Raw genomic sequence first — 431 nt, 5'->3', positions numbered from 1 at the left:
GCACGTAACTTCCGCCCTCTTCGGACTCGCTTTCGCTTCGGCTCCGGCCTTATAAGCCTTAACCTCGCTACGTACAGCAACTCGCCGGCCCGTTCTACAAAAAGTACGCCGTCACCACCTCTTAAGTGGCTCCGACTGCTTGTAGGCATACGGTTTCAGGTCCTCTTTCACTCCCCTCCCGGGGTGCTTTTCACCTTTCCCTCACGGTACTAGTCCTCTATCGGTCGCCAGCGGGTATTTAGCCTTGGAGGGTGGTCCCCCCTGCTTCCCATAGGGTTCCCCGTGCCCCATGGTACTCAGGCTCGTACTTAGCAGCTACGCGTAATTTCGGATACAGGGCTTTCACCTTCTACGGCGGAGTTTCCCAACTCCTTCTCCTATTACGCTTCACTGCCGGGTACATGGCAGTGTACCCCCAGTACGGCCTTCAA

General features: G+C 56.6%; 1 rRNA gene. It reads right to left on the bottom strand.

Annotated elements, in window-relative coordinates:
- Nucleotides 1-431: ribosomal RNA gene (locus ciss_RS09235) — 23S ribosomal RNA — on the bottom strand; the annotation flags it as partial.

Source organism: Carboxydothermus islandicus, assembly GCF_001950325.1.
Lineage (GTDB): Bacteria > Bacillota > Z-2901 > Carboxydothermales > Carboxydothermaceae > Carboxydothermus > Carboxydothermus islandicus.
The sequence above is the reverse complement of the archived record's forward strand: the minus strand, read 5'-3'. Positions and strand labels throughout refer to the sequence as shown.